Source organism: Novosphingobium lentum NBRC 107847 (genome assembly GCF_001590965.1).
In the GTDB taxonomy this organism is placed as follows: Bacteria; Pseudomonadota; Alphaproteobacteria; order Sphingomonadales; family Sphingomonadaceae; genus Novosphingobium; species Novosphingobium lentum.
The window spans coordinates 89,410-111,977 of the sequence record NZ_BCTW01000007.1 but is presented as its reverse complement, the minus strand read 5'-3'; the positions used below and the strand labels follow the sequence as shown (position 1 = coordinate 111,977).

Sequence of the window (22,568 nt, the reverse complement as noted above, 5' to 3'; positions counted from 1 at the left end):
GCCGGGAGGGTGAAGTTACGGTTCACAAGATAGTGTCTAGCATTTGGGGGAGCGTCACGCATGACGGAGTGCAATTCTGATGATCTCGCGAAAGGCAACGACAGCGCTGACGCGGCTAATGCCGTCAAGTTCTCCGAGCAGTATTTCCGACTATCGGACGGCCGGCGCGAATGGCTGAGTGTCCATCTTGCTCCGGATGCCGTTACTCCCTTTGGTGCCCGATTACTGGCGGCACTCGCCGCGATTGACGCGCGTCTTTCTGGCGCAGGCTCCAGATTCGTCGAGGAGCTTGCTGATATCCGCTATGTGACGACTCAAGACGACCCTGCCGCTTGGAGGGCTGGGTTCGAGCAATTAGTTCAGAAGCTCGGGGAAATCCTTGTCGCCCGCACCCTCTTTGAAGCGAATTGGCCCGACGGCACTCGCTTCGCATTGGAACCGACCAACCCGATCACCGGCGCAAAACCAGAGATTCTAATCGACACGCCTGCCCATCAGTGGCTGTTCGAGGTGAAATGCCCAGCCTTTATCGATTACCAAGCCCGGCGCGATGCCAATGGTCGGCAATTGCCTGTCCGCAGCCCGATCGGTGATGTGCCTGGGATGCGCCTTGGAACCACGCTGCCGCGCGATAATGTCCTCAAGGATTTCCTCGAAAGCGCCGAACGGAAGTTTCGGGACTTTTCCAACAAGCCTCGCACGGGTCTCTTGGTGGTCCTATGGGATGGCCATATCTTTGAGGCCACATCGGCACTTAGCCACGCTGAGGCCGGCTTGCTGACTGACAAGTCCTGGCATCGTCGCGACGGTGCCCGCGTGGCTTTTGAGTCGGTCGAAGGTGTGATTATTCTCAACCATTTAGAGGTTATCAAGGTCGCCGCGCAGGAGAAATGGAGGGCTCGGCAGGATGATCCCTTACGCATTGAGTCTACCGGGCAGCCACCAAATGTGTGGTGCCCGAATCTCGGTCGCGATGGACTCGATCCGGATCTCGCGCAACTTTTCAACGCTCATCCGCTCGATGAGGTTCGGGTCACCGCCGACTATGCTCCCAACGATTTTGTTTTGTGGATCGATCCCGCTGCGGCGGCTCGCGAGCGTCTTAGGGCTCAGCGGAAGCGTCGGCTGCTCGGTGGAACATCGAGTCTTACGGTACGTCACTGATCATCAGCGCGCGGGCAATGGTTTGGGTGAGTTGGGGGTGATCGGAGCGCTGTCAGGTTTACTCTGCGTGTCTGGCTTGATAAAAGCTCAATGTCCGCGCCCGGGCCGGTTGGTGCCTCAAGCCAAGACTTGGACGAGCGGCAGCTATCGGGGATTCAAGTTAGGCCTGTCAAACAGCTGCAATGTTGGCGGCCCCGGCCTTGGCAGCTGGTTCACCCGAATGTATGCTTTCCGGGGTTCGGTCACCTAGACCGGACAGGCACCTGTCGGCCAAGACACCGCTTTCGCGGAGCGTTGTCGAAGAATTATGAGGTAGCCGCCAAATATAGCTGCCGGTCCGCAAAGCGCTGGCCGCGGCTCGACGCGGTGGGAGCCGACTGCGCACGGGGCTTTGCCGTCCGACGATTGCCAACTCGCCGCCAAGCCGAAACCAGGGGATTTCAACCATGCCGGACGAACCTTCCTCCGTCCGCACTTCGCCGGGTCCAAATGACACGAACGAGGTCGGCATCGAGCCCGTCCCTGCCTTGGGCGAGAGCAACAGCGCCCGCGCCTTCGCTTTTGCCGATCCACCCAATCTCGACTTTGCGAGTCTCTTCTCCGGTTTCGCGGACAGCCTGAAAAGGCTCGCAAACGGCTTCCTCCAAGGCCTGGCGACAATCATGTTCCAGGCGAAAAAGGCCGAGTTGATCGAACTTGCGGGATGGTTGCCCCATTACACCACGCCGTTTGAGGAGATCGAAGCGGAAGCATCGCCCGAGGATGTCAAAATGCTTCTTGAGCGCCACTATCAGGACAACTGGCTCGCAGTCCGGGCACAAATTGAAGAAAAGCTCGACGGCTACGATCTCGACGCGGAAGCCAAGGAGAGCTTTCGCGAGGCGATGGATGCGCACGAAAAAGGCTATTATCGGGCCGTCGTCCGCATGCTGTTTCCCGAGATTGAGCGCGTAGCAAGTAAGGAAGTGTATGGCGGTAAACAATATGAGGCAAAGGAGACGCCACCTGACAGCTATCTCTTCTGGATAAGCCCCGACGAGTTGGCCGCACCCGCTCGCCAGATTACGAGCATGACCGGTCTACGCGGCGCTCTCAGCAAACTCCCGATCGGCAACATCGCAAATTTCGAATTCGGCCTCACTCTATATGACCGCGTGCAGAAACATCTTTACAAGAATGTCGGGAGCAAGCCGCAGCAAATCCGGAAATACGAGAGCGACCCGGTTCCTAACCGGCATGCCAGCCTGCATGGACTGGTGTCCTACAAAACATTCCAAAACTCGATCAACATTCTCATCATGACTGACTTCATGTTTCACTGCATCAGCGGGATGAAGAAATATATCCGAGACCAGCAAGAGCCGTGAAGGCAAGCTTTTCACTAGAGGAGCGTGGTCGAACGCCGTAGGAGGCCTGTTATCGGGCGAATCGCGTTGCGGCGCGCGATCCCGGCCACGGCTCGATCAAGATAGGGCATGGCGAGCCCGCTAATTCCCACCCTGCACGAGCCGATGTTCGCCAGTCTTGACCGGCAAAGTCTCATTATGCTCGGTAAGGCGCTGCACTCGGGCTCGAACACGAGTTGCCGCCGTGTCGAACGCCGCACATGGCGACCACTTCTTGAGCGACTCCAGTATAGCCCGGCCGCTCCGCGACCTTTATGCCCGGCGCTAGCGCAGCACCTAAAAAAGGAACGAGGATTCTCCATGGCCCTGCACCCCACAATTGCGCCGGAAGATGACCGATCGGAGCAGGTCGCTGTGCCTTGGTCGGGCCCTGTGGCAACACCAGGGATCGAATATGAACCTTGTATCGTCACGTTCATCGACGTGCTGGGGTTCCGATCTCTCATTGCCAACCGAACGGCGGGCGAGGTCCATGCAATCCTTCACATGCTACGCGATGTCACGCGACCCGAAGTGGAGCCAGCGCCGAGCCGGATGAGCGAGGTGCGATTGCGAAGCCAGGCATTCGCCGAGGTAGTATCCGACGCAGTCGTTCGTGTTCGGGTTTACGATACGCAGCAGCGCGACGGAGCCCTGTTCTGGGAGCTGCTCGACCTGCTGCATGCGCAGCTCGATTGTATCGGGCGAGGTGTGGTGGTGCGCGCGGGCATCACAATCGGCGAGGCCCATGTCGGCATCAATGGCGAAGGCCCGGTATTCGGCCCGGCATTTGTACGCGCTTACGATATCGAAAGTCGCGACGCAGTGTACCCCAGGATCGTGCTCGATCTTCCGGCCTATGAAGCGGTGAGACATGATGAGCGACTACGCTCCGAACATCATGAGGCAGATGACGAACTGGGCTACCTCGACGATCTTCTCACCGTCGACGAGGATGGATGGCTATTTCTCGATTATCTACGCGCCGGCGAGGCCGAGTTTGACGAAGTGGGGGACTATTTCGCGCTGCTCGCCGCGCATGAGCGGCTGATTCGCCGCGGCCTCGAAGCAGCCGGAGACAATGAGTGTCTGCGCAACAAATATGTTTGGATGCGCCGCTACCACAATGGATGGATCGAGGGGATGTTGAGCGAACTCGCTGGCGGGACGCGCGACTCCAATAGCTTCGTAGAAGAATATGGTGTCTGGCCCGACGCACTGCTTCGCCAGTCTCTGATTGCTGAATGAGCGTTAGCCAAGCACAAGACGTTGCCAAGATTCTATTGCAGCGGGTGACGCTTCCACGGTCACGAGCCGTGCCTGCACGTGATCGACGACCACCGATGCCGCGCTTGATTTCGGCAACGCGCTCCAGAAAAGTATCTGATCGATGAGGTCATCCCACCCCTGAAAAAGGGTGAGGCTCAGGCCCCGCTCTGCCGCCCATGCCGTGAGTTCCTCCACAGCCAGCCGCGGCTGGTCCGCAGCAGCCATCAGCACGGCCGCCTCATGGACGCCCATTGCCACGCATTTCGCACCAAAAATCCGAACATCGGCGGCGCGAACCGGCTTGTCCCTTACCTCGACGGCTTTTTCCCATGTATCTGAGCCGACCGCCGAACGGATACATACGTCGCCGGGATATTTGCGGCTGGGGTCATTGATGCGCCCGCTTTCGACGCGCTCGGGGCCGGCAAAAACATCAAACAATCCTGCCGCCACGGCTTGCGCACGCCGCCCTCCTTCGGAATTCTCGGCGACCAGTGCCTTTACCGCCTGCTTCAATACCTCCGGCGAGATGGCGACGTCGCCAAGCGCATCGGCATATACGGGCTGATAGCGCCGGCGAACCGCTACGAAGGCCCGAAGCGCCTCGCAGGCTTCCGCTTCACTCTCCAGCGCGCTCAAAGCCCGTATCAGACCCAGCATATGCTCGAACGGCTTCCGGCTGCTCTCCTTCATCGGCGTGCCGTCATCGAGCCGCTTCATCCGGAAATAGGGCTGGTTGTTGAGCGGCTCCCGTCCCGTAACGCCCAGGCTGAAGCCAAGCTCGGCCGCCAAAGGCGCGAGAACGTCATAAATCAGAATCCGGGCCGAGAACGCGTTCGGGTTATCCCCGGCGTGCTTCGGTTTGATGGCATATAGATCCGCGCGAATATCGACGGACTTTGCAAGCGTGGCGACACCGAAGAAGGCGATGTGCGTGCGGATATCGGCTTCCTCGCAGAGCCGCGAAAGCTCTTCGATCTCTCGAAGCCAGTCGGGATCGACCGGGCCGGTCTCGGCGAGCCCCGCCTGCTCCCGCAAAACGGCTTCCGCTCGCGCGCTATTGATCTTCATTGTTGCCCCGCTGAAGCTCCAGCAGATCGGCAGGGGTGCAGTTGAGCGCTTCACAAAGCCGCGCCACGGTGCTGAGCCGCGTATTATAGTCCGAGCGCGCGGCAAGCGACTGCAGAGTGTCTTCCGAAATTCCGGTGAGGTCAGCGAGGCTCGAATAGGTCAGACGCGTGCCCGTGCGTCCGCGATAGGACTCCATCGCCTCGCGCAGCTTAACCGATATTCTGAATTTCTGTATTGACAATACAGTTTCCTTGCCGCTAATTCGTTGGCAAAATGCCGAATCGTGCGCCACAACGGCTTACAGCCCATAGCCAGGATTTCCATGTTCAAAACCATAAGCCTTTTTTCGGGCATCGGCGGGCTCGACTTCGGCTTCGAGGAAGCTGGCTTCGAAACGCGTGTTGCACTGGAATTCGATCGCCATGCATGCCGGACGATCCGCCTCAATCGGGACTGGAGCGTCATTGAGGACGACATCAACAAGGTGTCATCCGAAACTTTGCTCGCGCAAGCTGGGCTCGAACCGGGCGAAGCCGATATTCTCATCGGTGGTCCGCCGTGCCAGCCCTTTTCGAAGTCGAGCTATTGGGCGCGGGGCGATGCGCTGCGCCTCGACGACCCGCGAGCCGACACGTTGACCGGTTACCTCCGGATTTTGCGCGACACGCGGCCCCGCGCCTTCCTGCTCGAGAACGTCTATGGCCTTGCCTATGAAGGCAAGGACGAAGGCCTCCGATATATTCTCGATGGCATCGCGCAGATCAACCGCGACGTCGGCACAAATTACCAGGTCTCCTGGCAAATGGTGAACACCGCGCAGCATGGCGTACCCCAGGCGCGCGAACGCGTGTTCATGATCGGATCGCGGGACGGCCAGGTCTTCCGCTTCCCCGAACCGACGCACCTCCCGCCCGACCGCCTCGACCAGACCCTCTTCGGTTCGGCCGAACCTTATCGAACCGCATGGGATGCGCTGGGCGATCTGCCCGAGCCCGACACCGACGAGCCCGGCTTGAAGGTTGGGGGAAAATGGGGCGACCTGCTGCCGACCATTCCCGAAGGCGAGAATTATCTCTGGCATACCGACCGAAGCGGCGGCCATCCGCTTTTCGGCTGGCGGACCCGCTACTGGAGTTTCCTGCTCAAGCTGTCGAAGCGCCTGCCCTCCTGGACGATCCAAGCCCAGCCGGGCGCCGCGATCGGTCCCTTTCACTGGAACAACCGGCGCCTTACTTTTGCCGAGCTTTGCCGCATTCAGACGTTTCCCGACGGGCTCCGCATGGAAAGCGGACGCACCGAAATGCAGAGGATGTTGGGCAATGCCGTCCCCTCTCTTGTCGCCGAAGTCCTAGCCCGCGAGATCCGGCGCCAGTTTTTCGGGGCCGCACTCAACACCCCATTGAAACTGCTGGCACCGAGACGCGAAAATGTTCCGGCGCCGAAAGCGACTAGCTCCCTACCTGAAAAATATCAGGATATGATCGGCACACACGCCGCGCATCCGGGTACTGGAAAAGGACGGCAGGCCCTTAAGCGCGCCGAAGCCGCACTATCCGTCGCGGCGGAATAGCAGTCGTCTATCGCGACGATATGCTGTGAGCCGACAGGCTTGCGGCAAGTTGTCGGCCATCGGCTTGGAACGCACGTGGAACTGCGACCGAAAATCGGCCTAGCCAGTCTTCACGCTATCGACGCCACTCTCATCGTCCTCGTCCTCGTCCTCCTCCTCCTCATCATCATCCTCGTCGTCTTCATCTTCGGCCAAGTCGTCCCTAAGCTGCAACAGGCTAACGATATGATCACGGGGCTGGAACCAGAGGTCGGCGCTACGCACTTTCAGATCGAAGAAGAGGGCGCACAGGCCCTTGGGCAAATCGCCCACGCTGACTGTATAGAAACCCGAATCGCCTCCCGAGAGGATCGCGTCGTTGGTGAGGCTCCACAATATGTGGGACAGACGATCATCAGGTCCAGCGCGGTCTCCCGCGAACTCTTCCCATTCGGACCAGAGTTCGACTAGGCGTTGGTCATCGACCTGCATCTTGCCGTCCAGCGCCTCGCAGACCAGCGTCACCAAGAAGAAGGCGACATCCGGCTTCAGGTTCTCGACCTCGGTCTCAGCGCGGTCCAATATCCGGTCACCTGAACAAAGGATTCTTGTGACACGCGCCCAGAGTGCGAGCCCGTCCGTCCGGAAGAAGTTCAGCACGTCTTCGGGCTCGATAATTTCGCAGGGACGGAAATTCTTGAGTTCGGAGCAAAGTGTACGGATTCTCGTGCGATGCTGCGTCGCGTCGACGCAGAGGATCACATAATATTCGTCGACGCTCACATTGGACTTGGCCGTGGCCTGTTGCCCCTTCAACGTGTTGATCAGCGAATATTCCTTCTTCTCCCAGCGGCGAAATTCATCCTCACTCTTGATCTGGAGGCCCGCGACCCGTTCGCGGCCGTCCTTGTCTTCGTAGCGCATCACGACATCGACGCCGTCGTCGCGGAAGCTTTGGATATCATGCACTTCGTGCCCGTACGCTTTATAGACGCCGAGCATCGTCTTCAGTAGATCTGCAAACCCAGGACAAAGATCGCGATCATGCCGAAGATCCGCAAACTCAGCGGTAGCGGCGGCCGACACGCGTGGCCCCCCTTTCAAAAGCTCGGCCAGCATTTCGCCGGGATTCAAAGCGTTGGTGATGAACATATATTCCCCCCTTACGTGTGGCTCTGTAAGTCTCCTGATCGAATTGCAATGATGCGACCGTCGTCAGGGTTTAGTATCAGCCTTGCCCGCTTTTCGGCACGCGGGCATCAAGAGGTGACAAACGCTAATGGCTGCATATTCCAAAGCGCGATTGATCGATCGCCGGGAGGCCGCGCGCAAAGTCGAAGTTTAGGGAGAAGACGTCTCGAAAGCCGCCGCTAGGAACCGGCGGTTTCCTCGGAGACATCATGAAATGTTCGGACCGCTTCGCTGTCGTACCAACGTCCAGCTAATTCCACCTTCTCGCACAATGCCTGCCACCGTCTTGCCAAGGTGGCGATCGAGCACCGGTCGCCATGGCACAAGCGTGAAATCGCGTGACCGTTCGATCAGAGCGTGACGCCCGCTGGCCATCTCGATCGCCCCAACCAGGCGGCCCTCGATCCGATCGCCCGATCGCGCTTCGCCAAAAGGCTTGCCGAGCTTGTCGGAAATTTCTCCGGCGACGCGCAGCAACTCCCGCCGCTGCAGCATGGCGAGCATGCCGCGCTTGTATGTCGTCCGCCCGCCCTCCTCTTCGGCCATTTCTTCGGCAATAAGCCATTGCCGACGCAGTGCCTGCGCGGCCCGAACCTCGCGCCCGAATCCGGCATCGCGAACCGGCGTCGGCGTGTCGGCCACCAGCTCGCGATCGATCCAGGTCGCGGCGTCGATCGCCGGCAACCGCTCGACCGGTTCGGTCGACAGGATTTCCACGGTGACGGGCCTTCCGCTGAGCTGGCGTTTTTCGAAGGCCTCGACCTTAGCCAGGTGATCGGACGCGATGACCCACGATCCATCGGGATCACGCTCGATGGTGCGCATGGTCCGGCGCATCACCTCGAGCCGCCGGACGTGCGCGTCAGCATAAGCTTCCTGCGCGGACGGATCATGGCGAAGATGCGCGTCGACAGAGTAGATGCCACCATTGCTCGCGGCGACCTCGGCGATGGTCAGATCGACGTCGCGGACGCGCGCCTCGCGCGGTGCGATGCGGACGATTGCGCCCTCCGGCGTTAGCTCTAAATCCTCACCCTGACCAATGCCGGCAAAATGGACGCGCCCGTCGACCCCGTCGACGAGCAGAAAATGGCGATCTTTATGCTCGTCGGCGAGACCGCGCATGATGACCCGCCCAACGACCGGGACGATATCCTCCGCCGCAGGATCGAAGATGACGCGATCGGCAGGCATGCGCTCGAGATTTCGGGCGGTGATTTCGCGCTGCATGGTGCGGATAATATCGCCGCGCTCGCCCATGCGCTGGAGCGTGCCCGCAAGATCGGGCTCAAGGCGCCAGCTGTCGCCGCCGACATGCGTCGCCAGTCCAATTCGTGCGAGCTTCTGCAATCGACCGGTGCGAACCGATTGCTGGAAGGGGTCGTCGTCCCCCGCGCTGACCAGCCGCACGGCGTTCATTTCGCGGATCAGCCGGCGATCGATCATGGTCAGCCTCTCCGCCCCGGTGTCGGCGCGCAAGCGCTCCTCAATTTCGAGGTCGGTTCGCGGGCCCAAATCGAGTGTCGCGAGGCCGACCGCGCGCTCCCTGGCCCCATGCGAAATATACTCGCGCGCGATCACCAGATCATCGCCCAAATCATTCTTGCCGCGCAGCACGACATGGGTGTGGGGATGGCCCGTGTTGAAGTGATCGACCGCAACCCAATCGAGGCTTGTCCCAAGGTCCTTTTCCATCTGGCCCATCAGCCGGCGGATGAAGGGTTTGAGATCGGGATATTGGTCGCCGTCCTCGACCGAAACGATCAGCCGGAACTGATGGCGATCGCCGGTCCCTCGCGCGAGAAACGCCTTGCCGTCGGCAACGTCCAACCCGGCCGAATAAAGTTCGCCCGGTTCGCCCTCGCGGGTCACGCCATCGCGCTGGATATAGGTGAGGTGCGCCTTCGCTCCGCCAAGGCCCTTTCCCGCGAGCGTCACGGGGCGGAACTTCACGATCGCCCTTCGCGACCGGAAGGCGCCATGCCGGTCGCGCGAGCGCAGCACGCGCGCGACGCTGGCGCCGCGCCCGATCCGGCTGCCGTCGAAATGGCTGCGCTTCGCCCTGCCTCGGCTCGCGCGCCGCGCCGCCTTCACGACAAGGCTGAGATAGCGGACTTCCTTCCCGCGGCTGCGCATCTTGCCGAGGCGCGGCGTGAACTCGTCGTCGTCCATTCTGGCGTCCTTCCGTCCGGAACGACGCTCCCCACGAATAAAATGGCATTCCCGGCGTTTTTGGCAAGGAGTCTCGCGATAACCGGCCGAAGCGCGCGGAAAAGCGCGAGGATCATGAGCTGAGTCTCGCGCGGCGATAGCCAGTCTCGCGAAAGACGCGAAAAAAGGATGTGCAGACAAGCAGTTACAATATCGCGAGATATTGCTTCTATCTTGCCCTCTCCGCAACTCTCCAGACTGCCCCCCTCAAACCATCCTCCTGGCCTCCCCAGCCATAGTTGGTGACCGGCGCCCGCGCCGCCTTTTCGCCAATGACGGAAGCAGACCGAAGTTCTCCGGCCTATTCTGCAGTGATCGGCGATTACGCATTCCGCCCTCTCAACCCCGCCAAAAGGGCGAGCAAAAAGAAAGAAGCGACGCCCTTGCGGACGTCGCTTCGGGACAGAATTCCACCGCCGCTATCGTGCGGCGCGATAGGCTTCGAGCGCTTCCGTTTCGCTATCGAACTGCCGCAATCCGAGCATCGCGTCCACCGCTTCGGCGCCATCGACGATCAAGATCGCGACATAGAAGCGGTCATCGAGCCGACCGAACACCGCGATGCGATCGAGCAATTCATCTCCGTCATCGAGGCCTTCGTAAGTTCCGAGCCAGCGCTGCGCAGCGCGTGCATCCCAGTAGAAATCCGCATCTTCCGCTTCGATAAAGTGCCGCGCCAGGCCTTGCGCCGCAGCCTTGCCAAATTCGATTTCGAGTCCCGCAACGAGCCGTTCGAACACGCGGGTATCACCAATGCTGATCGAAGATTGAAACATGATCCTTCTCCTTCGCGAAACGCCCTCCTCATCGAGGACGTTCCTCCCGGGGCGGGCGGCGGCGCGGCTGTCAGGGCCGCGCGAAGCGCGCCGCGAAGCGGCGGTGGGGGAGCCGATTTTCGAAGAAAATTGGGGGTACCGCCGGCCTTGCACAGCCGCGCCGCCGTCCGTCATACTTGGCCTTGCCGAGACGAGCCCCCACCCTCTCGGGGTAGCGCGATCCCCCATCCCCTGCCCCGCCATATCCCCCTTCCGCCATTGACCGCATGACGACTCCCACCGCCAGCGCACAGCGAAGAGCCCCCGCGCCGTTGCCGGCACGGGGGCGATGGAGCGACCGATCAGTCGACCGGATTCCAGATCAGGGCGTAGCTGTCGTCGTCGTCCTGACCGGCGGCGCGGCCCAGATTGGCGTAAAGCCGGCGCGGCCCGAACTCGGGTGCGGCGAGGCTCAGCGACACATAGTCCTTCCCCGACGTCTCGCCGGTGCGGATCCAGCCCGCGCCGATTTCGACGCCATCCGAATAAACCCGGTAATCGGGCTGGGTCTCGCCCGCCTTGCCGCGGTTGGGCCGGACCTCGATGCTCGCGCGGATCGTCAGCGTCTTGAGCTGCCCGACAAATCCCTTGTCGATGCTGCCGTTCACATAGCCGATGGCTGCCATTTTTCGTCTCCTTGAAAACGCCGCAGGGACCATCCCCGCGGCATGGGCGGACCAAGGACCGGCGCACGAGGCGCGCCCGCGAACCCGAAGGGCCGCAGCGCAGCGGAGGACCGGAGGCCGGCGATTATTTGAAGCGAAGCGGCCGCGAGGAGCGCGTGGCACACGCGCGGGGACATAATCGCCCGCCGATGGTTTCGCGGGACGCCGCGCCGGTCCAGGTCATCGCGCCCGGCGCCGGGAGATGGGCCCGTGGACCTCAACAGGAAGACGATTAAGCAGCCAGCGGCGACGCACGGCGGCAATGTACCGGGGCAGGCTCAATCGCCTTTGGCGCATCATGACATCGTCCCGAACCGGCGGCACGGCGCGGTCTCCGACCACGCCGACGATCGCACCGGGTCGCCGCGATCGTCCGCCGCGCGGCGGCTGCGCCCGGTAACGAAACCGGGCACGGCTGTCGCACGATGACGCACGCGGGTACCGCCGCCGATTCCCGCTTCGCAGCGCACGCAATTCGATTTAAGGACGGCACTCCAGCCATCGGAGCCAGGCCGTTAGCGACCCACGGCCCATGCTCTCGGCGGCTTGGGGGCGATGCATCGACGATGCGCATATCGTCGGGGCGGTGGGAGGGGGAAAACCGCGCCGCCCCATTTTCCCGCATGACCGGCGCCGCGCGTCGAAGCCGTTCGCGATCGAAACCCGCAACACCGAGACAATCGCGCAGCAACCGCGCCCGTCGTTTTTGGCGCGTCGGTCCAATGCGAATCGCGCGCGCGGCGGCAGGGACGCCGCGACGACATCTTCTATCGGCCGGAGGCCCGTAGCGACCCGCGGCATCCGGCATCGACAGGGGCGATGATCGCGATCATCGTTTGGCGGCGCGCGGAGCAATCCGCGCGCCGCCTCTTTTTTCGCTTTCTTTCGCGCGTCGAAGCCGCCTGCGGCTGAGGCGCGCGCGCAAAAAAACCATCGCGCCGTCCCGAGCCGCAGCGCGGCGAGGGACGGCGCGATGGGCCGCACGCCTTTTCGAGCGAAGCGAAAAAGGGCGGGCGGCGCACCGCCCGCCCCTCACCGGTTACGCCGCCAGCGGCGGGATTTCGACCTCGGCGTCTGCCTCGGCATCGCGCTCGGCGGCAAGATCGCTCGCCATCTCCGCATCGACCATCAATTCGAGGTCGGCGCCCCAGCGCGTGTGTGCCCGAACGCTGCCCACCCCGCCGCGCGCCGTGTAGGCACCGGGCGGGAAGGCCATCCATTTCGGCACCCATGGCGCGACCTGCGTGCGCCCATTGCTGCCGTCCAGATGGTCGGCGATGATCGCTTTCAGCGCCTTTGCCTTTTCCTTTTCATTCGCGCTGGCCACGGCCTCACCGGCCACTTCGCCGACGATGGCGAGCAGCACCTCGCGGTCGCGGAGCTGGTCGAAGAAAGCCGTATCGGCGTGCCAATAATCGCGCATGTCGGTGCCGAGATAAACGCCGATCGCTTCGACCGCTTCGCTTCCCGCTTGCAGCGTTTCGCCCATCACGATCGCGACGATTTCCAGTACCACCGGGTCGGGCAGTTCCAGAAGCCGCGCGAACACCCTCGCAAAACCGGGCCGGTTATAGCCCGATCTGGTGACCGTCGGCGCCTCCGGATCGAAGCCGAGCACCGCCAGCACCGCGCGCCGCTGCTGATCGAACCGGACTTCGGCAAGGCAGGTTTCGACGCTCTCGGCGACCTCCTCCTTCGGCGCGCGCTGGCTCTCGACATCGACGCGGTAATGGTCCGCGCCCGCGATAACGTGCGCGACCATCGCGCGAAGCGCGATCCCGCCATGGCGCGACAGGTCGGCGCGGACGGCGGCATGGCGATGCAGATCGATATAGGCATTCATCGCCGATGCGACCTCGGGGCGGACAGGTTTCACATTGTCCGGCGCCCCGCCCGCGCCCGCGCCGCGTGCGGCTTCCTTGGTCGTCACAAAGCCCTCGTTGAAGGTGACTTCGCCATTGTCGCGCACCTCGACATAGACGCGTCCGCCCTTGCGTTTCGAGGCATGGGCATAGTCCCACGACCGGAACCATTCGCCGCGCGCGAGGACAACGACATCGCTCCACCCTGCATCGATATAGGCGGTCTTGCGCGCCTCGATCTCGGCCATTTGCGCGATCCAGAAGGCTTCGCAGTCGGCGAAGAAACGATCCTCGCCGAACAGGTCGGCGACAATGGCCGCGCCGCTCGTCTCTGCGTCGAACAACGCATATTTGACGGGGATCGCGTTGCCCCCGAACAGCCACGCCTTCAATTGGTGGCCCGTCGGGCAATAGGCGTCGGCGTCGTCGCGAAGCGCCAGCCATGCGGTCTGCTGGCTTTTCGAGGCAAGGGTGAGGTGCCGCACCGTCGCGGCGTCGATCTCGCCGCCGCGATAGAGGGTGCGAACGCGCGGGAGCAGCGCGCCCAGCGCGAGGATGCGCTTCACGGCGGGAACATCGAAACCGAAGATGTCGGCAATCTCCTCGATGTTGCGACCCGCCTTGACCAGCGCGACGAAGGCCTCCCACTGGCTGACCTCGTCGGGTTTCACCCGCGCGAGATTTTCGAGCATCGATGCTTCGATGGCGGCGGCGTCGTCGGCATCGTCGAGGATCGCGCACGGCAGCGGCTTCGCGGTTCCGCCTTCGCGCACGATAGCGCTGACCGCCGTGAAACGGCGGCGTCCGGCGACGATCTCGAAATGGCCCGCCGCGCAATTCGGCCGCACGATGAGCGGAACGAGAATGCCGCGCGCGCGGATGCTCGGCAGGATATCGGCGACATCGGGGTCCTTGCCCTTGCCGCGCATGTTGGTCTTCGCAATCGACAGCTTGTCGAGTTCGATAAAATCGAGTTTCATGGCATTCGCTCCTTGTGAGCGCCGGTCCCGTTTTGAGTGAATGCGAGACGGGACCGGCTTCGATTGACGGCGAAAACGCGCCGCCGCGTCAGCTGCCCTCCCCGGTCGGGTCGGGCAGAAGCTTGTCGGCCTTGCGGCGGCGCAGCGCCGCCTCGGCGCGCGAGATCGAGCCCAGCCGCTGCGCCGCCTCGGTCCAGACCGAGAGCGGCGCGAGCGGGTCGAAGGCGCGGTCGCGCTCGATGGCGAGGCCGAAAGGAAGCCGCACCGCCTTGATTTCGCGCAGCGAAAAAATGCCGAGTTCGGGGCAACCGAAGCCGAGGTCGGCCAGGCCGAACAGGCTGTCGCCATCCTCGGCGAGTTCGGTCGCGATCCATGTCGCCGCGCCGACCGGATTGAACAGTTTCAGAACGGGCCATGGGTCGAAATGCTGATCGCGCGCGGCGCGGATGCGGCTCGTCAGGCCATTCGCGTGGAGCGCGAAGGCAAGGTTGTGGGGCAGAAGGATCATTGACCGCCTCCCACCGCATCCGCGCCGCGCGCCGCGCCCGAAGGGAGCGATGGGACAAAGCCGAGCAGATAATCGGCGGCCTTGCTCGCGAGGCTCGCGGCCTTGAAAATCGCGCGGGTGTCGGCGCGCAGGATCGCCAGCCACGCGCCGATATAGTCGGCGTGGCGGACGGTCGGCTTGATACCGAGCGCGGCGCACAGGAACGCGCTTGCCAGTTCGGCGCAAAGCTCCTCGCGCCCATAGGCGCCGCTTGCGAAGACGCCTCTCTGGTCGCGGTCCAGCCGCGAGGGGTGCCCGGTCCAGTGGCCGAGTTCGTGCAGCGCGGTGCGGTAATAATCGATCTGGCTGCGGAAGGCCTGTTGCGGCGGGACCGCGATATAATCGCCCGTCGGCGAATAATAGGCTTCGCCGCCCCCGATACGGAAGTCGGCGCCGCTCGCGGCGATCAGCGCCTCGGCGACCGGGACGGTCTCGCGCGGCGGCAACGGCGGCTCGGCGGCAAAGCAGCCGGACGGCAGCCCTTCGCACTGATCGATGTTGAACACGGTGAACCGCTTGAGGAAAGGGACACTGCGCTCGCCGTCGCTGGTGCTGGTGCTGCTGCTGGCGGCGCTGCTGGAGGATCCGCGCGCGCTGGTGTCGCCGCCCTCGCCGCCCTTCGGTGTGAAACGCGCGGCGTAGAAGATCGTTGTGCCCGTCTCGCCCTTGCGAACCGCGCCCCCGGCGTCGCGTGCCTGTCGAAAGGTCAGCCAACGCTGCGCGGTAAAGCTGCGCGCCACCGCTTCGCCCCACAGGATCAGGATATTGATGCCCGAATAGCTGCGCCCGCTGGTCGCATTTTGCGGCAAGCCCGGCGCGAAGGCGGCGGCGTCCCATGGCCGGACCCAAGGAACGCGCCCGGCTTCGAGTTCGGCGACGATACGCGCTGTAACCTCGTCATATAGCGAAGCGCGCGGCGCGGCTTCCTCGCCGCCCTTGCGGCGCGCCGACCGCGCGCGCCCTCGCGTTTTCACGGCGACCGCCGGGGGCTGCGCGGGCGACTGTGTCGAACGGGCCTCGCGGCCATGGGCCAAGGCTTGCGGGTGATATGCCATCGGTGCGGTTCCTCCTGACCAAAATCCGCCGCGGCCGGCCCCGGACGGCGGGGCGGGCGGCAGACCAGGACAAGGGGATCGCCCCCGGAGGTGGGTTCGCACCCGAAGGGCCGAAGCGAAGCGGAGGAGCCGGCAGCATGACGGCTTGCGAAGCCGCCGGGCGGTCCCATGGCCCTGCGCCGCCCGGACCGCCGTTCCGGAGCCGGCCCACCAAACACGCCGCCACGCGCGGCCAGCGCGGGGCGTCCTTTCGCCGGGGTCCTGTCGGCATCTCGGCGCCCTCGGCGCCCCGCCCTTCGCCTCCCCTCGCCCGTCCGGCAAAACGACACGAACGAGATTCTCCGCCACTCGGACGCCCCGTCTCCGACGCCGCTATCGCCCGGCCGAAGCCGACCGGCCCGCGGTTCGGGCCGCCAGGGCCGGGGCGCGGGCGCAAAAAAGCGGCCCCTTGGCGAGCCGCAGGCGGGGCGGCGTGCGCGCGGCTGCGCCGGGTCGGCCATAGCCCTGCTAGGGACGGAACAGCGCAAGGCGCTGTTTACCCGGCGCAGGCGTGAGCCGCCGCCCGGTCAAGACAGCGAGCCGAGTGCGCCGGCGCGCCTCCGGGAGAAAAGCGCGACCTCTGGCGGCGGCTGCCGCCGCCAGTGTGCGCTCCATTTGGGCGCGCTCGATCTGCGGCGCGCCGCGCGCCGCATTGGCCCGCCGCTCCGCACGAAAGCCGGGAAGTCGCTGCCTATCGCCGGATGAAGAAAAGAGTCTGCCCGGCGGCACCCGCGCCGACATCCGAAGCGTCGCGGATTGCTTCCGGTGCCCTTCCGCGACGCGCGATGCCGCCGTCCGCCGGGCGCGAGGCGACACCGGTAATCGCGCGAATATAGGCGCGCGTTTCGGCCGGCAACGGCTTGGTGCGAGCGAGATAAGCCGCATAGCGCGCGGGCCCGGCGTTATAGGCGCCGAACAGCCCAGGATAGCCGAAACGGTCGTGCATCATCCGCAGATAGAGCGTTCCGGCGAGGATATTGTCGCGCGGCGCGTGCGGGTCGGCGCCGAGGCGGAGGCGCCGACGCATTTCGGCCCAGGTGCCGGGCATCAGCTGCATCAGCCCCATCGCTCCGGCATGGCTCACGATCGCGCGCCCGTTCATCTCGGTACGCCCGCCGCTTTCGGCCAGTATGACGCGCTCGATCCACGGCGCGGGCACGCCGAAGCGCCGCGATGCTTCCTCGACATGGGGGCGCCAGCGAACCAGCGGGTCTACTCCCGCTGATGGATTGGCCGTTGCAGGTGCCGAGAACGCCAGCGCCACCGCAATCCCCCAGCCGGCTCTCACGAGCGTCAGCGTTCCCATAGCAGCTCGGCCTTCCCCAGAAGATCCGCCGAGCGGGTCGACCCGAAATAGCGCCCGTCAAACGACGCCGCATGCGGCATGAGCAGCAGATATTCATCTCTGCCCAAAATCACACAACCCGACCACGTCGGCATCGGTCGTCCCGCCCCGTCGCGCTCACGACGCCGCGCGACCGGCTTTCCATTTACGAATATAAGGGTTTCCATGGCGCACACCCGATCGCCCCCGACCGCGGCGATCTGCTTGATGAGCGGGATATTGACGGGGATGTAGCGGCGGGCGCCAGCAAGCCGTCTCCAGCGCAGCGGCACCCGCGCCGCGACCATGTCCCCGGCGCCGAGCCGTCCGTATCCCTCGACTCGATAGAGCCCCAGCGGCGCGCTGGCTGAGACGTTCCAGATGAAGACCGGTTTCGGCGGCAGGATGATGGTGGTGCCGACCGCCAGAGCAAGTCCGGCGGCCCCGACAGCCCGCCGCGCGGTTCCGGCAGTCCAAAGGCGCGGCTTTGCTAGCCGGGCGATGCCGCGACGGAAGGCGGCCGGGCCGCGGTCATCGATCATGTCGCGCCCCCGATGCGCCGAGCGACCAGGCGTCGAGATCGTCCGGATGGTAGAATATGAGGCGACCGTGTTTGCGGAAGCACGGCCCCTCCCCTGCGACCCGGAGGCGCATCAGCTTGCGCCAGCCGATGCCGAGATAATGCGCCGCTTGCGCGGTGTTGAGATAGGGCCGAACGGCGCCGGCCTTCGAGGCGGTGTCACCCATGGCGACGTTCCAGTTGGCATTCGGCCGCGCTCGCATCATTACCCGGCCCGCGGCGGGCGCCGACATCCTTATGGAGGGCAAAATTGGCTAACATGATCGGCTCCCATTTTATCGGTGGGGCCAATGGAGCATCGATCGGGATCGCCGGGGATCGGTAGAATTAGGGAATGATGTCCTCCGTGCCGAGCAAGCCGAGACGCTGCGCCAGCCGTCCAAGCTGCGTGCGGCTGCGGACGCCATATGTCCGGCGCAGATATTCCATATGCGTGTGGACGGTCGAGATCGCGATCCCCATGCGCTCCGCGACCTCCGCGTCGGTCAGACCCAGGGCTACGAGCCGAAGACACTCGAGCCGCCGCGGACTGAGCGGCGGCGCATGATCTTCGGCCTTTGCCGGAAGACCGTAAACCCGCCGTACCTCGGCGAATGCCTCATCGACGATCCACGCCGCCGCACGGCATCGGTCGGGAGGTGGAAGCGTTTCGGCGTCGGTGCCGAGAGAGCCGCTGCCGGGCGGCTCGCCCGGGACACCGATCGGGACCGTGAGGCCGCGGTTCAACCCGTGACGCGCCGCTTCCTGGAGGATCGGCAGGTGAACACGGCTCGCACCCAGAATCGCACCAACTTCGCTCCAGGCAAAACAGCGGTTGGTCCTGAGCGAAGCCAAATGCACCGGGTCGCGGCGATAATATTGGCGGGCGATGAAAATGTCGTGCCACTCGCCATAATTGTCGAGGCAGAAATATTGGCGCTCCTGCCGCAGGAACCAGACCATTTGCACCAGGGCGACGCGGTTGAAGCCCAGTTCGCCGACGGCGTCGACCGTAAGGCTGAGGATATCCCGGTCGCGCCGCGCGGCGCGAACATATTTGCGATGCTGCTCGATCAGCCTCTCGAGCGGCACGGGATGGCCTTGTCAGGCGGCTGGCTCGCGCCGGGACCGCATCGGCAGGTGACTCGAAGCACGAGCTTCGCGCGCTGGGCATGGCGGGAGTCCGGCATTCGGCTGTTCGGATTGGGTGCGACCTGCATCTGCCCACTCCTTTGCGAATGAGACAGCGACGCATTTCGAGCAAAAATTGCCGCCACGCCATACCAAGAAAAGGGGTGGTCCGGTGCCGCCGCGGCGCCGACGCCTTCGCGCCCGAGACAGACCCCGCGTCACCCCATCCGTACCGCGACGTGGAGTTAAGTGCATTGCGCAGCGGGATTTTTTGACAACAGTGCCAATATGAATGATTCGCGGTCACCACATTTTGGCGATGCCGAACGCTGGGCACGCCTGACCGAGAAACAGCGGGCATGCCTCGATCTCCTCCTCGAGCGCAAGTCCTCGAAACAGATTGCACGGATCCTCGGAATCGCAAAGCCGACGGTCGATCAGCGCATCGCCACCGCGCGCGCCGTCCTCGGCGCCGCTGATCGCGACGAAGCGGCCCTCCGCTATGCACGCCTCAAAACCGTATATGATCCGGTCATACATGACCCTGCACGTATTCCACTCCCGACCAGACTGGTGCCATCGCACTTTCCGAACGGAGACCCGGCCGAGACAATCGCTCTGAAAGACGGAGCATTCATCACGGAAGGGCCGTCGGCGTCGCAGCCGCCGTTCGGGGATTTGTGGAGACCTGACCATTCTCTATCAAAGCGTGTGATGATGATGGCTGCCATGCTCGTCATGGCCGTCATCCTGATCCTCGCAGGCCTTGCCATCGGTCGCGAGCTGACGCGGCTGATCTCCGGCTGATCCTCTCGAAAGTCAGAAACCAGCGTCGGGAGCGGAACCGCTCCCGCGAAAGGAGATGTCATGCCCGTTTCAATATCCGCGATGACCGCCCGCCTCGAACGCGAAGTGCCCGATGCCGAGTTTCGGATCGACGACGCGCTCGTCGCCGTATCCACGCTGATGACAAGCGTCGTGACCGCCCGCCGCGACATCAGGGGCGTGCCGGCCGTCGAAGGCCAGGCGACGATTCAACTCCTCGCCAAGGCGCAGCTTGCACTCGCAGGTGTGAGCGGCGATGTCCTGCGCGCTCATGGTCATCTCGTCCGGATCGGCAAAGAGACCGCGGGCTATGACCTTCATGAGTGCCCCGAGTTCGCCAGTCCGGCGGGTCGCCAACTTCACGCTGTCGCCTGAGCCCGATTGACCAAGGGCCACCAGCATGAAAAGCTTGGACAATGCGAATAATCCTGTTTCTCGCCTGTCTGCTGGGTGCGCTCGGCTATGCGGCCTGGCGCGGTGGCGGCCCCGAACGGGCGATGAGCGCGATCGCGCTGGCGATGGTGGGCACGGATGGGCTTCTCCATCGCTTCGTGTCCGTGGAATTTGCGGCCATCGACATGGGTCATCTGGCGATCGACCTGTTCGGCGCCTCCTCGACCGTCTTGCTCGCCTTGTGCGCCTATCGCTTCTGGCCCATGTTCGCCGCCGTTCTGCACCTCCTGCCGCTGCTCGCGCACTCGACCCGGCTTCTCGATGTGACGTTGCACCCGGCGGCCTATCTGACGATGCAGGTTGCCCCGTCGTGGCTGGTCCCGCCGCTGCTCGTCGTGGCAACCTGGCAGCACCAGCGACGCCTGCGGCGCAGCGGCAACGATCGGTCCTGGCATGTCTTGTGGCCACGGTGGAACCCGACCATGCGGACGCGCTAGCAGAGCGGCTGCTCGGTGAATTCCAGAGTCTCGCCCGTCTCTGGTCACAGAGCCCCGAGGCGATCGAACGTATCGCGGGCGCGGGCAGCCCGGTTGTGCCGCTGCTGCTGGCAGCGCGCGAGGCAATGCACGAGGCGATGCGCGGCGCGCTGGGCGGCGGCATTTCCCCGTCGGACAGCAGGTTGACCGATTATCTGACCGCATCGATGGGAAGTCTTCCCGAGGAAACGCTCCGCGTCCTGTTTCTCGACGCATCGCACCGGCTGATCGCCGACGAACAGATGCAGCGCGGCACAATCGGGCAGCTGATACTCCACCCGCGCGTCATCTTCCGGCGCGCGCTCGAGCTCAATGCGGCCGCGATCCTTCTCGCCCACAATCACCCGAGCGGCGATCCCGTGCCCAGCGCCAACGATGTGCGGGCAACCGATCGTCTCGTCGAAATGGGGCGCTCGCTCGACATCGACATCGTCGAGCATATTGTCGTGACCGCGACCGAGCACCGCCGCATTCTGCGAGGCTGTTCGAAGGCGAAGCGAACAGGGGCGGCCGGCCTGTTCGACTTGCGCGCGCCAGGCGAACCGTCCGCAGGCACCGGCAAAGCCGGGGGCGCCCGCAGTGCGCTCGTCAATGCGCAAAGGACCGGACGCCGACGACTGCTGCGGCGGCAATTGCTGGGCGCCGAGGAGCTGTTTGGCGAGCCCGCCTGGGACATGCTGATCGAACTGTTCATCCATCAATGCGAAGGCAAGCCCCTGTCTACAAGCTCGCTATGCATCGCATCCGGCCTGTCGATGAGCAGCGCGCTCAGGCTTGTCCAGCGGCTGATCGATGCCGGGCTTGTCGAGCGCGAGGTCGATCCCGGGGATGGACGGCGCAATTTCATCAGCCTGTCGCGGGGTACCGCGCACCGGCTGAAGGCGTTTTTCGAAGCCTATGACGAATAGGAGCACGCCATGAGAAGCGACACCGTCGCGGAGCGATGGTGACACCAAGGCTCCAGCCTCGCCATTCGGGCTAAATTAGCTCCAGATCTGGGGCCGATTGTTGCAAACGCAGCTTTATTCCGTCCTTGCCAATTGTTACACTCGCAGCGCCGGTTGTCATCGAAACGAAACGGCAGCGGCAACAGCCCGCCACGGATGGCAGGACCAATCGCGCAAGAAACCATCACACCGATCCGGGAGAGGAACCCGGATTCGTGACAGAGGGAGCGGCCTGCGGGATCGACGGGTTGGGAACGCGCCTGAGGCCGGGCAAGACACGTGAAGCAATATTATTTGACCGAGGAACTTGCGTTCGAAATCACCAATGCGCTGACCCAAGACGAACTGTTTACAGCCTTATCCGCTGCGGCGGAGCGACTGGGATTCGATCATTTCGCGCTCGCTTATGATCGCCGCGGCGGGAGCACCCCCGCGTCGCTTCTCGTCCATGACTATCCCGCCGCCTGGGCGCAGGTCTATGTGGACTTCGACCTCGGCGGGGCCGATCCGGTCAGGCGCGCGGGCGAGCGCTCGATGACGGGATTTGAGTGGCGCTCGCTTCCCGATCTCATTCCGCTCACGAAAGGCGACCGGCAGATGCTCGAGGTCGGCCGCGAGAACGGAATTGCCGACGGCTTCACCGTTCCGCGGCACCTGCCCGGCGAGGCAAGCGGCGCCTGCTCGTTCGTCATCGGTCCCAACAGCCGGATGCAGGAGGAAGTGCTCCACGTCGCCGAGATCGTCGGCGCCGTCGCGCTGAGCGCCGCGCGCCGCCTGGTCGGCGTCGCGCCGCCGAAGGGCCGGCCCACGCTCAGCGAGAGGCAGCGCGAATGCGTGCTCTGGACAGCGCGCGGCAAGACCGCAAGCGAAGTGGGCGCGATCCTCGGCATCAGCGAAGAAACGGTCATCCAGCATCTCAAGACAGCGCGCGACCGCTATGACGTGCACTGTCGGCAAATGCTGATCCTCTGCGCCCTCTTCGACGGCCTGATCGGCTTCGCCGATATCTACGACTGGTGGCACGATCACTGAAGGCGGGAGGATGCCCAA

General features: G+C 63.8%; 22 protein-coding genes. 8 read left to right on the top strand and 14 right to left on the bottom strand.

The genetic code is table 11. From position 1 onward, the window contains the following. Window positions 1–60 precede the first annotated feature (60 nt). From NL2_RS07865 to NL2_RS21100, 3 genes are all read left to right on the top strand, one after another. Entirely contained in the window at window positions 61–1,164 is a 1,104-nt protein-coding gene (locus tag NL2_RS07865; protein ID WP_036531000.1) for a hypothetical protein, read from the top strand. A 446-nt stretch (window positions 1,165–1,610) separates the two neighbouring features. Beyond that, a complete protein-coding gene (locus NL2_RS07860; protein WP_036531002.1) occupies window positions 1,611–2,531 on the top strand; it encodes a hypothetical protein in 921 nt (306 codons plus the stop codon). A gap of 339 nt (window positions 2,532–2,870) precedes the next feature. Next, the gene (locus NL2_RS21100) at window positions 2,871–3,797 is read left to right on the top strand and encodes a Clp protease/crotonase-like domain-containing protein (protein WP_155986501.1); all 927 of its coding nucleotides are present in this window, start codon (window positions 2,871–2,873) and stop codon (window positions 3,795–3,797) included. Window positions 3,798–3,800: 3 nt separating this feature from the next. Here NL2_RS21100 and NL2_RS07845 read toward each other — a convergent pair whose 3' ends face one another. Together NL2_RS07845 and NL2_RS07840 are read right to left on the bottom strand one after the other, a co-directional pair. Continuing rightward, a complete protein-coding gene (locus NL2_RS07845; protein WP_068073535.1) occupies window positions 3,801–4,889 on the bottom strand; it encodes a restriction endonuclease, SacI family in 1,089 nt (362 codons plus the stop codon). After that, window positions 4,876–5,130: a helix-turn-helix domain-containing protein gene (locus tag NL2_RS07840; RefSeq protein ID WP_202902907.1), complete on the bottom strand. Its 255-nt coding sequence runs from the start codon at window positions 5,128–5,130 to the stop codon at window positions 4,876–4,878. Before NL2_RS07840 ends, NL2_RS07845 begins: the two co-directional genes overlap by 14 nt. Before the next feature lie 81 nt (window positions 5,131–5,211). On the opposite strand from NL2_RS07840, the gene NL2_RS07835 reads away from it, so the two are divergent. After that, window positions 5,212–6,459: a DNA cytosine methyltransferase gene (locus NL2_RS07835; RefSeq protein WP_036531010.1), complete on the top strand. Its 1,248-nt coding sequence runs from the start codon at window positions 5,212–5,214 to the stop codon at window positions 6,457–6,459. Window positions 6,460–6,558: 99 nt separating this feature from the next. On the opposite strand, the gene NL2_RS07830 is transcribed toward NL2_RS07835, so the two are convergent. From NL2_RS07830 to NL2_RS07780, 11 genes are all read right to left on the bottom strand, one after another. Next, on the bottom strand, window positions 6,559–7,590 hold the full coding sequence (locus NL2_RS07830) for a hypothetical protein (RefSeq protein ID WP_036531012.1): 1,032 nt from the start codon (window positions 7,588–7,590) through the stop codon (window positions 6,559–6,561). A gap of 246 nt (window positions 7,591–7,836) precedes the next feature. Continuing rightward, window positions 7,837–9,981, bottom strand: a complete 2,145-nt coding sequence (rlxS, locus tag NL2_RS07825; RefSeq protein WP_439646886.1) for a relaxase/mobilization nuclease RlxS — start codon at window positions 9,979–9,981, stop codon at window positions 7,837–7,839. Between the two features lie 278 nt (window positions 9,982–10,259). Beyond that, window positions 10,260–10,790, bottom strand: a complete 531-nt coding sequence (locus NL2_RS07820) for a hypothetical protein (protein ID WP_155986502.1) — start codon at window positions 10,788–10,790, stop codon at window positions 10,260–10,262. Window positions 10,791–10,957: 167 nt separating this feature from the next. Continuing rightward, complete coding sequence (locus NL2_RS07815) at window positions 10,958–11,281, bottom strand: DUF736 domain-containing protein (protein WP_036523993.1); 324 nt, start codon at window positions 11,279–11,281, stop codon at window positions 10,958–10,960. Window positions 11,282–12,359: 1,078 nt separating this feature from the next. Next, entirely contained in the window at window positions 12,360–14,162 is a 1,803-nt protein-coding gene (locus NL2_RS07810) for a ParB/RepB/Spo0J family partition protein (protein ID WP_036523991.1), read from the bottom strand. An 88-nt stretch (window positions 14,163–14,250) separates the two neighbouring features. Next, window positions 14,251–14,670 carry a DUF2958 domain-containing protein gene (locus NL2_RS07805; RefSeq protein WP_036523988.1) on the bottom strand — a complete coding sequence of 140 codons (420 nt, stop codon included), beginning with the start codon at window positions 14,668–14,670 and terminating at the stop codon, window positions 14,251–14,253. Next, window positions 14,667–15,764 carry an ArdC family protein gene (locus NL2_RS07800; RefSeq protein ID WP_081798922.1) on the bottom strand — a complete coding sequence of 366 codons (1,098 nt, stop codon included), beginning with the start codon at window positions 15,762–15,764 and terminating at the stop codon, window positions 14,667–14,669. The genes NL2_RS07805 and NL2_RS07800 overlap by 4 nt, the downstream gene beginning before the upstream one ends. A 730-nt stretch (window positions 15,765–16,494) precedes the next feature. Beyond that, on the bottom strand, window positions 16,495–17,109 hold the full coding sequence (locus tag NL2_RS07795; RefSeq protein WP_051586725.1) for a lytic transglycosylase domain-containing protein: 615 nt from the start codon (window positions 17,107–17,109) through the stop codon (window positions 16,495–16,497). Then, entirely contained in the window at window positions 17,097–17,669 is a 573-nt protein-coding gene (locus NL2_RS07790) for a S26 family signal peptidase (RefSeq protein WP_155986190.1), read from the bottom strand. The genes NL2_RS07795 and NL2_RS07790 overlap by 13 nt, the downstream gene beginning before the upstream one ends. Continuing rightward, on the bottom strand, window positions 17,659–17,874 hold the full coding sequence (locus NL2_RS07785; RefSeq protein WP_036524149.1) for a helix-turn-helix domain-containing protein: 216 nt from the start codon (window positions 17,872–17,874) through the stop codon (window positions 17,659–17,661). Before NL2_RS07785 ends, NL2_RS07790 begins: the two co-directional genes overlap by 11 nt. 160 nt (window positions 17,875–18,034) lie before the next feature. Continuing rightward, on the bottom strand, window positions 18,035–18,778 hold the full coding sequence (locus NL2_RS07780) for a helix-turn-helix transcriptional regulator (protein ID WP_036523985.1): 744 nt from the start codon (window positions 18,776–18,778) through the stop codon (window positions 18,035–18,037). Between the two features lie 327 nt (window positions 18,779–19,105). Here NL2_RS07780 and NL2_RS20710 point away from each other — a divergent pair, with 327 nt between their 5' ends. Next, window positions 19,106–19,624, top strand: coding sequence for a helix-turn-helix transcriptional regulator (locus NL2_RS20710; RefSeq protein WP_081798921.1), 519 nt, complete (start codon window positions 19,106–19,108; stop codon window positions 19,622–19,624). A gap of 69 nt (window positions 19,625–19,693) precedes the next feature. Here NL2_RS20710 and NL2_RS21095 read toward each other — a convergent pair whose 3' ends face one another. After that, entirely contained in the window at window positions 19,694–20,059 is a 366-nt protein-coding gene (locus NL2_RS21095; RefSeq protein ID WP_155986189.1) for a hypothetical protein, read from the bottom strand. On the opposite strand from NL2_RS21095, the gene NL2_RS21405 reads away from it, so the two are divergent. From NL2_RS21405 to NL2_RS07755, 3 genes are all read left to right on the top strand, one after another. Then, window positions 20,059–20,532 carry a hypothetical protein gene (locus tag NL2_RS21405; protein WP_036523977.1) on the top strand — a complete coding sequence of 158 codons (474 nt, stop codon included), beginning with the start codon at window positions 20,059–20,061 and terminating at the stop codon, window positions 20,530–20,532. The two genes, NL2_RS21095 and NL2_RS21405, sit on opposite strands and share 1 nt — an antisense overlap. Before the next feature lie 137 nt (window positions 20,533–20,669). Then, on the top strand, window positions 20,670–21,479 hold the full coding sequence (locus NL2_RS21400; protein ID WP_162177366.1) for a JAB domain-containing protein: 810 nt from the start codon (window positions 20,670–20,672) through the stop codon (window positions 21,477–21,479). Between the two features lie 318 nt (window positions 21,480–21,797). After that, window positions 21,798–22,550 carry a LuxR family transcriptional regulator gene (locus NL2_RS07755; protein WP_051586724.1) on the top strand — a complete coding sequence of 251 codons (753 nt, stop codon included), beginning with the start codon at window positions 21,798–21,800 and terminating at the stop codon, window positions 22,548–22,550. Window positions 22,551–22,568 lie beyond the last annotated feature (18 nt).

Coding starts and splice junctions, on each gene's coding strand:
- NL2_RS07865 (WP_036531000.1), top strand. CDS start 61: ATGACGGAGTGCAATTCTGATGATCTCGCGAAAGGCAACGACAGCGCT.
- NL2_RS07860 (WP_036531002.1), top strand. CDS start 1,611: ATGCCGGACGAACCTTCCTCCGTCCGCACTTCGCCGGGTCCAAATGAC.
- NL2_RS21100 (WP_155986501.1), top strand. CDS start 2,871: ATGGCCCTGCACCCCACAATTGCGCCGGAAGATGACCGATCGGAGCAG.
- NL2_RS07845 (WP_068073535.1), bottom strand. CDS start 4,889: ATGAAGATCAATAGCGCGCGAGCGGAAGCCGTTTTGCGGGAGCAGGCG.
- NL2_RS07835 (WP_036531010.1), top strand. CDS start 5,212: ATGTTCAAAACCATAAGCCTTTTTTCGGGCATCGGCGGGCTCGACTTC.
- NL2_RS07830 (WP_036531012.1), bottom strand. CDS start 7,590: ATGTTCATCACCAACGCTTTGAATCCCGGCGAAATGCTGGCCGAGCTT.
- NL2_RS07820 (WP_155986502.1), bottom strand. CDS start 10,790: ATGACGGACGGCGGCGCGGCTGTGCAAGGCCGGCGGTACCCCCAATTT.
- NL2_RS07815 (WP_036523993.1), bottom strand. CDS start 11,281: ATGGCAGCCATCGGCTATGTGAACGGCAGCATCGACAAGGGATTTGTC.
- NL2_RS07810 (WP_036523991.1), bottom strand. CDS start 14,162: ATGAAACTCGATTTTATCGAACTCGACAAGCTGTCGATTGCGAAGACC.
- NL2_RS07805 (WP_036523988.1), bottom strand. CDS start 14,670: ATGATCCTTCTGCCCCACAACCTTGCCTTCGCGCTCCACGCGAATGGC.
- NL2_RS07800 (WP_081798922.1), bottom strand. CDS start 15,764: ATGGCATATCACCCGCAAGCCTTGGCCCATGGCCGCGAGGCCCGTTCG.
- NL2_RS07795 (WP_051586725.1), bottom strand. CDS start 17,109: ATGGGAACGCTGACGCTCGTGAGAGCCGGCTGGGGGATTGCGGTGGCG.
- NL2_RS07790 (WP_155986190.1), bottom strand. CDS start 17,669: ATGATCGATGACCGCGGCCCGGCCGCCTTCCGTCGCGGCATCGCCCGG.
- NL2_RS07785 (WP_036524149.1), bottom strand. CDS start 17,874: ATGGGTGACACCGCCTCGAAGGCCGGCGCCGTTCGGCCCTATCTCAAC.
- NL2_RS20710 (WP_081798921.1), top strand. CDS start 19,106: ATGAATGATTCGCGGTCACCACATTTTGGCGATGCCGAACGCTGGGCA.
- NL2_RS21405 (WP_036523977.1), top strand. CDS start 20,059: ATGCGAATAATCCTGTTTCTCGCCTGTCTGCTGGGTGCGCTCGGCTAT.
- NL2_RS21400 (WP_162177366.1), top strand. CDS start 20,670: ATGCGCGGCGCGCTGGGCGGCGGCATTTCCCCGTCGGACAGCAGGTTG.